Here is an 8,249-nt window from a genome sequence, read left to right as displayed (position 1 = left end):
CGCGTAGACGACGGGGAAGCTGACGCCGCGGCCGGAGCAACCCCCGCGAGCGCGGGGCCGACCCGGCCGGTTGCCCGGCGAGCAGCCACGTGGGGGAGCAACCCCCGCGAGCGCGGGGCCGACCCGCGCATGCCCTTGTCGGGCAGCAGCGTCAGCGAGCAACCCCCGCGAGCGCGGGGCCGACATCGCCAGGGTCTTGAACAGGGCCAGGGTCTTCGAGCAACCCCCGCGAGCGCGGGGCCGACGCACTGTGGCTGTGGGCATGCCTCTCCCCCCGTGGAGCAACCCCCGCGAGCGCGGGGCCGACACCAACATCACCGGCTCCAGCTCGCCGCAGACGGAGCAACCCCCGCGAGCGCGGGGCCGACACCAACATCACCGGCTCCAGCTCGCCGCAGACGGAGCAACCCCCGCGAGCGCGGGGCCGACCTCGCAGAGCACTGCCCATCCCGCGCAGTCAGGGAGCAACCCCCGCGAGCGCGGGGCCGACCAGCTCGGCCGCCCGGTCGGCGCCGACGCCGAGGAGCAACCCCCGCGAGCGCGGGGCCAACCCCCTCTCCCCGGGCCCCTTCCGGAAGGGGCTGGAGCAACCCCCGCGAGCGCGGGGCCGACGCGGCAGGAGCCGCCAGCTCGACCTGCACCATGGAGCAACCCCCGCGAGCGCGGGGCCGACCTCGACAGGTACGCCAGCGTCGACGACCTGCTGGAGCAACCCCCGCGAGCGCGGGGCCGACAGGCCGGCGGCCTCGATCGCGGCGATCCGGCGGGAGCAACCCCCGAGAGCGCGGGGCCGACTTGCCGCCACCGGGGATCCAGCCGCCCGGACCGGAGCAACCCCCGCGAGCGCGGGGCCGACGTGAGGGTGCCGTCGCTGTTGATGTACGCCGGGGAGCAACCCCCGCGAGCGCGGGGCCGACAGGCCGGCGGCCTCGATCGCGGCGATCCGGCGGGAGCAACCCCCGCGAGCGCGGGGCCGACTCGCCGCCTACCCGTCCGAGTCCGCCCTGGTAGGAGCAACCCCCGCGAGCGCGGGGCCGACCGGCCGGCGCCTCGACGAGCTCGGCGGAGACGAGAGCAACCCCCGCGAGCGCGGGGCCGACGTCGCATCCCTCAAGCTGGAGTACACCGGCCTGGAGCAACCCCCGCGAGCGCGGGGCCGACCACGCATAGCGGCGTCTGCCGGGGGTCTAGCCGGAGCAACCCCCGCGAGCGCGGGGCCGACCAGCGGCAGCCGTGGTGGAGGTAGGTGCCGCGGGAGCAACCCCCGCGAGCGCGGGGCCGACAACACCTGGATGGCCCGGCGCTGCCACTGCTCGGAGCAACCCCCGCGAGCGCGGGGCCGACCTGGCGCGCGCCGATCAGCAGCGCCGCCTCCCGGAGCAACCCCCGCGAGCGCGGGGCCGACCTTCGCGGCAGTCAGGGACGCCGCGGCGAAAGCGAGCAACCCCCGCGAGCGCGGGGCCGACGCTCGGTGATGGCGCCGGGCACCGTGCTGTGGGGAGCAACCCCCGCGAGCGCGGGGCCGACTCCTGGTCGAGCAGGACGGCGGCCAAGACGTCGGAGCAACCCCCGCGAGCGCGGGGCCGACTAGCCGCACGCAGCGCACTGCCAGAAGCGGCCGGAGCAACCCCCGCGAGCGCGGGGCCGACTCCATCAGAAGCTGCGACGCCTGGACGCGGACGGAGCAACCCCCGCGAGCGCGGGGCCGACTAGCCGCACGCAGCGCACTGCCAGAAGCGGCCGGAGCAACCCCCGCGAGCGCGGGGCCGACTAAAGCCCCCCGACGAACGAGTGCCCCGGATGGGAGCAACCCCCGCGAGCGCGGGGCCGACGAGCCGCCGCTCTGGACGACGGTGCTGCCGGTGGAGCAACCCCCGCGAGCGCGGGGCCGACGAGCCGCCGCTCTGGACGACGGTGCTGCCGGTGGAGCAACCCCCGCGAGCGCGGGGCCGACACCGCGTGCCCGGGCGACGCCCGCGTGGAGCAGGAGCAACCCCCGCGAGCGCGGGGCCGACGGACCTGGCGGAGAAGGTCGCCGAGGCCCTGCGGAGCAACCCCCGCGAGCGCGGGGCCGACGTACGCCCGGGCGTCGGAAGAGCTCAAGCGGTAGAGCAACCCCCGCGAGCGCGGGGCCGACTCTGCTGGTCAGCCGCTGAAAGAACGGCTGACGGAGCAACCCCCGCGAGCGCGGGGCCGACGCGGTAGGTCTTGGCGTTCAACTCGGGCTCCTGGAGCAACCCCCGCGAGCGCGGGGCCGACCATGTGCGGCTTCTCTCGATCAGGGTCGGTGGGGAGCAACCCCCGCGAGCGCGGGGCCGACACCTGCTCGCATCCCAGCTCCGCGAGCACCACGGAGCAACCCCCGCGAGCGCGGGGCCGACCCGCCGTACAGGGCGGTCGGGGGGGCGGAGGCGGAGCAACCCCCGCGAGCGCGGGGCCGACCCCACGCGAGCCTGAACGCCCTCATGGAGAAGGGAGCAACCCCCGCGAGCGCGGGGCCGACCGGTGGACGGGCCGCCGCCGGGCGGTCGAGGGGGAGCAACCCCCGCGAGCGCGGGGCCGACGTCTCGGCGGCCAGGAGAGCGTCGCCGGACAGGGAGCAACCCCCGCGAGCGCGGGGCCGACACTTGCTGACCTGCAGTGCTTGGCTTCAGGGGGCGTCGGTTGAGTTAGTTCGATTCGACGGCAACCACCTGATGATAAGTCGTATCATCCTCATCCTTCTTTGCTTCAAGGCGAGTTGTCAGTGTCGGGTTCTAGGCTCTCGAAGCGTACTCGGACACGGAGGTTCGGAACGATGCTTGGGGACCGCTGGCAGTGGTATCCACCGGAGGCCAGGGGCTGGCTGGGAGCTCTGTGGGGCAAGTCAGCGGGGCGCGCCGGTGGGACCGCCAACCTCTTGCTGTCGCACATGCTGGACACTGCCGCGGTGGCCGAGGTGGTTTGGGACCGCTACCTGCCGCCGGTGACGCAGTGGCGGTTGGATGCTCTAGCGGGGGGCGCCGGTAAGGGGCAGCGTCTGTTCTCTTGGTTGTGCGGGATCCATGACTGCGGCAAGGCCACTCCGGTGTTTCAGCATCTCGACGCCGCCGGCGAGGCTGCGGTCCGTCAAGCGGGGCTCACCTGGGACAAGTACGCCGTGAAGGCATCGTCTTGGCGGCACGACAAAGCCGGTGCTCGCGTGCTGAGAGCGTTGCTCACCGAAGCGACGTGGTCGAAGGAGCAGGTCGGCTGGGTCTGGCCGCTGGTCGCCGGCCACCACGGGCTGATCCCGACGCTGGGGCAGCTGAGCCCACCGAAGAAGAACGAAAAGCTGCAGGGAAGCAGCCAACCCTGGAAGCTCGCGCAGTCGGCACTGGTGGAGGTGTTCACCCGGGAGCTCGGGTACGGGGGCGAGTCGCCGCTCGCCGCCGTCGAACCTCTGGGGGTGCCGAGCCGTGCGATGCAGCTCCAGCTGTCCGGTTTCGTGGTGATGGCGGATTGGATCGCCAGCGACGAGCGGCACTTCACCGGCGTGTCGGATCTGGCGAGGGTGACGATGCCCCAGGCGCGACAGCGGGCCGTCGCGGCGTGGTCGAGCCTCGAACTGCGTGGTGGATGGGGAGCGTTGGCGGTGCCCGGTCCGGAGACGTTCCGGGACCGCTTCGACCACGGCCCCAGGCCCTCGCAGGAGCTGGTCCTCGACGTGGTGCGCCGGATGGGCGGGCCGGGGCTGGTGATCGTCGAGGCACCGATGGGGGAGGGCAAGACGAAGGCGGCACTGGCCGGGGCTGAGCTGATGGGTGCGCGTCACGGTGCGGACGGGATCTTCCTGGGAATGCCGACCCAGGCGACCACGGACCCGATGTTCACCCAAGTCCGATCGTGGCTGCGCGAGGTCGGTGAGGGACTGGAGGACCAAGTCGCGCTGCTGCACGGCAAGCGGATGTTCAACAAGGAGTGGCGGGGCCTGCTGGAGGGCGTGGGGGAGTGGGGGCAAAGCGCCGACTCCCCCTACTCGTCGGTGGGGGAGGACGAGTTCGGAATGCGGACGGACTGCTTCGACGGCTGCGAGGGCGGGGAACGCAGGGCTCCTGCCGAGTGGTTCCTCGGGCGTTGCCGTGGCCTGTTGAGCCCGTTCGCGGTCGGTACCGTCGATCAGCTCCTCTACACCGCGACCCGTACCAAGCACGTGATGCTCCGTATGGCCGGTCTGGTCGGCAAGGTCGTGATCCTCGATGAGGTCCATGCCGTCGACGTCTACATGTCGCAGTTCCTGTTGGAGGGCCTCTGGTGGCTCGGACAAGCCGGAGTTCCGGTGGTGCTGCTGTCGGCGACCCTGCCCCCGGAGCAGCGTCGTCGTCTGGTCGCCGCCTACCTGGCCGGCACGCAGTCGGCGGAGGTCTCGGCGATGCTCGATCTTCCCGAGCCGGAGGGCTATCCGAGCGTGACGGCGGCCTGGCCGGGACAGGATGGGAGTCCGGAACTGCTGGTCGAGAGCACCGAATCCTGGCGTGAGGACCTCCGGGTGCGGGTCGAGGTGCTTGACGAGCCGCCGGTGCGGACCGAATCCCGCACTCCGCAGGGCGATGTCGGGGCGGCGGCGGACGTCACCGTGGTCGACTACCTGAGGGAGCGGTTGGTCGATGGCGGATGCGTGCTGGTCATCCGCAACACCGTGGCCCGCGCCCAGTCGACGTTCGAGAGCCTCCACAGGGAGTTCGGCGCGGACGTCCGGCTCCTGCACGGCCGCCTGCACGCGGGGCACCGGGCGGACCGCACGCAGGAGGTGCTGAAACTGCTCGGGCCGCCGACGCAGGGCGTCGAGCGTCCCGACAGGCTGATCGTCGTTGCCACCCAGCTCGCGGAGCAGTCCTTCGACGTCGACGCTGATCTGCTGATCACGGACCTCGCACCGATCGACCTGCTCCTCCAGCGCATCGGACGTCTCCACCGCCACGACGGAGTGAAGCGCCCCACTCTGCTGTCTCGGCCCACCGTCGCCGTCACCGGTGTGCACCTCGACGACGATGGCCCGCCGCAGGTCCTGCGCGCCTCCGAAGGGATCTACGGCCGCTACCTCCTGCTACGTACGGCCGCCGTGGTCGAGCTGGCGGCGAAGGCTGGAGAGGGCGCGTGGAGCATCCCCGGCCAGGTGCCGGACCTGGTTGCCCGCGTGTACGGCACCGATCCCGTCGTCCCGGCGGAGTGGGCTGAGGTCGAGGCCCGGGCAAGGCGTGGCTGGGAGGAACGGCAGGCCAAACGTCGTTCGGAAGCCGCCCAGTACGTGTTGACCCGCGCCGGGGAGCATGGGGAGCCGACCTTGGCTGGCCTGCACTTCGGAGCCCACGGCACGCTGGTGGAGGGGCAGTTCGAGGCGCTCGTCCGGGACGGGGACCGGAGCGTGGAGGTCGTGCTGGTGCGCCGTGCGGAGAACGGCTTCAGCGCGATGACGGGCCGCAGACTCGGGCCGAACGGCGAGACCGCGGCCGAAGTGGTGGATGACGTGCTCTCCGGAACGGTGCGCCTTCCCGCCAGGCTTACGGTGGCCGCCGAGCAGGCGCTCGGTCCGTTGCCAGGTTGGCGTGACCATCCGTGGCTGCGATACGGCATGGCCCTCGCACTTGACGAGCACGGCGTTGCAGTTCTCGGTGACTTCCGTCTGCGCTACGACGACCTGCTCGGCCTTGTGGTGAGTGGGGGACGCCCGTACCAGTAGAGAGCGTGGGTGGAACGGACGGGTTCCGTTCCACCCACGCGACTCCAACCCCGCGAGCGCGGGGCCGACTTGCTGCCGTGATCGGCTCACAAACACGGCCAGGGGCCATTCCCGCGCACGAAACCCGCGGGACCGAGGGGCAATTCAAGCATTCCCCTCACACCGGCTCTCCACCGGTGCCACGATGAATCTGCAACAAGCTAAACAAGGCCAGTTGGGAGTGCAGCGCGTGCCTGGGTACAATCTTGTCGACGAACCGTGGCTGACGGTACGGCCTGTAGGGGGTGGGCCTCCTGTGAAGCTGGGGATCGCCGAAGTGCTGGCCCGGGCCCACCAGTTCGAGGGCCTCGTCGTCGAGTTCCCCACCCAGCTCCCGGCCCTCCTGCGCCAGGTCCTGCTGCCTGTCGTTGCCGACGCCACCGGAGCGCCCCGGAGCCTCCGCGAGAAGGGTGAACGGCTCACCCAGGAGGGCGGGTTCACAAAGGACGAGTTGGACGAGAAGCTCCTGCCTTACCTCGGCGAGCACCATGCGAGTTTCGACCTCTTCGATCCGACGGCCCCGTTCGGGCAGGTCGCCGGCCTGCGCACCGCCAAGAATGAGACGAAGGGCGCTGCCGCCCTCGTGGCGACCGCGGCGAGCGGCAACAACGTCCCACTGTTCGCCAGCCGCACCGATGCCGACCCGCTCGACCTGACAGCTGCCCAGGCCGCCCACTGGCTCCTGCACGTCCACTGCTGGGACACCGCGGCGATCAAGACCGGGGCCGTCGACGACCCCCAGGTCAAGGCGGGCAAGACAACCGGAAACCCGACCGGCCCGCTCGGCCAGCTCGGCGTCATCGTCCCCACCGGGCGCACCCTGTACGAGACCCTCCTGCTGAACCTCCCGGTCACCCCTCCCGACAACCTCGGTGTCCCGCAGTGGAAGCGCGGGCCGCACGGTCCCGGGTGGAAGCCCCGTGCGGCCGAGGGCCTCCTCGACCTGTGGACGTGGCAAGCCCGGCGAATCCGGCTCATCCCGCACCGGGATGAAGCCGGGCAGCCGAGGGTGGACCGGGTGGTCATCAGCGCCGGTGATCGGCTCGTGCCCATGTCCGAGCTGGAGCCGCACACCGCCTGGACGTTCACCGCACCCACCAAGAAGTCGACCTCGGCGCTGCCCGAGCGCCGGCCGCGCCGCCACACCCAGGGCAAAGCCGCGTGGCGGGGTCTGGAAGCCCTTCTCGCGCCCAGCCGGCAGAGCACTGACGGCTTCGAGACCAGCATCCTGCTCGACCAGATCAGCGCACTCCAGGAGGACGACCAACTCCCCGCCGACTACCCGCTGCAGGTCGAGACCTTCGGCATGGTCTACGGCACCCAGTCCGCCGTCGTCGAGGACGTCATCCACGACGCCATCCCCTTGCCGCTGCTGGCTCTTCACCAGGACAGCGGATTCCACCAACTCCTCCTGGAAGTCGCCGAGCAGGCGGAACGGCTCGCACAGGCCGTCAACAACCTGTCCGCCGACCTGCGCCGGGCTGCCGGAGCCGACCCCATTCCCTGGGACAAGGGCCAGCGCCCCGGCGAACTCCTCCTGCACGCCCTCGACCCCCTGGTGCGCCGCCTGCTCGCCGGTGTACGCGACGCCGGCACCAACGAGGAGGTCCTGGACCAAGGCCGACTCGCCTGGGAGCAGGTCGCCCACCGCCAGGCGTGGGACATGGCGGACGTGCTCTTGCTGGCAGCACCCGCCAGTGCCTTCGGCGGCCGGACGCTCGACCAGCCCGGCAAGGCGGGCAAGACTCAGACCTACCGGCTCGGCACGGCCGGCGCGAACTTCCGGCGTCAGGTCAGCGAGATCCTCCCGCGCCACACCGACGCCGTACGTCAGGCGGCCGCCGCCCGGGCGGCCGAGACCGGACCTGCCCTCGACCCCGCCCCTGGAGCGGACTTTGACTACTGAGCACACCGTCACCGCCAAACGGCACCGGTACTGGGACGAGTTCACCGCCCCCGACCACACCTGGCGCATCGACCACCGCACCAAGCAGCCGCGCCGACCGCCGGGAGAGGACCTCGCGGCTCTGCGTTCCGGCCTCGGGCGGCCCGTCATGGACAGCCCGAAGATGTGGCCGTTCTACAGCTGTGAGGTCAACGACGTCCTCGCCCTGCGCGACGAGGTCTCCGATGAGCAGAAGGCCGAGCACGCCGCTCTCGCCCTCTACGGCCTCCACCAACAGAGCCAGTCCAAGCCGATGCACCGCCGAGGCGTGAAACTCGGGGAGGCGCTGCGGGCCCTGCGCCGCAGTGGAAAGTTCCGCGAGGAGGCACTCGACACCCGGGTCGCTCAACTCGCCAACGCCACCAGTGTGTCAGCGCTGCTGGTCCACCTGCGCGGCCTGATCACCCAACTGCGCTCCGTTGGGCAGCCGTTGGACTACAACCACCTGATGGCCGATATCCAGGCCTGGCACTACGCCGACCGCCGCCCGCAGGTTCGCCTCAAGTGGGCCATCGGCTACCAGGCGTGGAAGGACCAGGCGCCCACCGACTGACCGCGCCCGACCTG

The 8,249-nt window shown here is 71.7% G+C and carries 3 protein-coding genes and 1 CRISPR repeat array; all 3 genes read left to right on the top strand.

Annotation, left to right across the window (positions count from 1 at the left end):
* Positions 1-33: 33 nt before the first annotated feature.
* A CRISPR array of direct repeats spans positions 34-2,625; the repeat unit is 29 nt; unit sequence GGAGCAACCCCCGCGAGCGCGGGGCCGAC.
* Between the two features lie 172 nt (positions 2,626-2,797).
* Positions 2,798-5,698 (top strand): CRISPR-associated helicase Cas3', encoded by a 2,901-nt coding sequence (gene cas3 / locus ACFTWP_RS25020; RefSeq protein WP_380266995.1) that lies wholly within the window; start codon positions 2,798-2,800, stop codon positions 5,696-5,698.
* Positions 5,699-5,882: 184 nt separating this feature from the next.
* Positions 5,883-7,643 (top strand): type I-E CRISPR-associated protein Cse1/CasA, encoded by a 1,761-nt coding sequence (gene casA, locus ACFTWP_RS25015; protein ID WP_380266994.1) that lies wholly within the window; start codon positions 5,883-5,885, stop codon positions 7,641-7,643.
* Positions 7,633-8,235, top strand: a complete 603-nt coding sequence (gene casB, locus ACFTWP_RS25010; protein WP_380266993.1) for a type I-E CRISPR-associated protein Cse2/CasB — start codon at positions 7,633-7,635, stop codon at positions 8,233-8,235. Before casA ends, casB begins: the two co-directional genes overlap by 11 nt.
* The last annotated feature ends 14 nt before the right edge of the window (positions 8,236-8,249 follow it).

The organism is Kitasatospora sp. NPDC057015 (genome assembly GCF_042673745.1).
In the GTDB taxonomy this organism is placed as follows: Bacteria; Actinomycetota; Actinomycetes; order Streptomycetales; family Streptomycetaceae; genus Kitasatospora.
Note: the sequence above shows the minus strand (reverse complement) of the source record. Positions and strands in the feature narration are given on the sequence as shown.

What these genes read in the sequence shown, in the direction of transcription:
- cas3 (WP_380266995.1), top strand. Translation starts at nt 2,798, where the DNA reads ATGCTTGGGGACCGCTGGCAGTGGTATCCACCGGAGGCCAGGGGCTGG.
- casA (WP_380266994.1), top strand. Translation starts at nt 5,883, where the DNA reads ATGAATCTGCAACAAGCTAAACAAGGCCAGTTGGGAGTGCAGCGCGTG.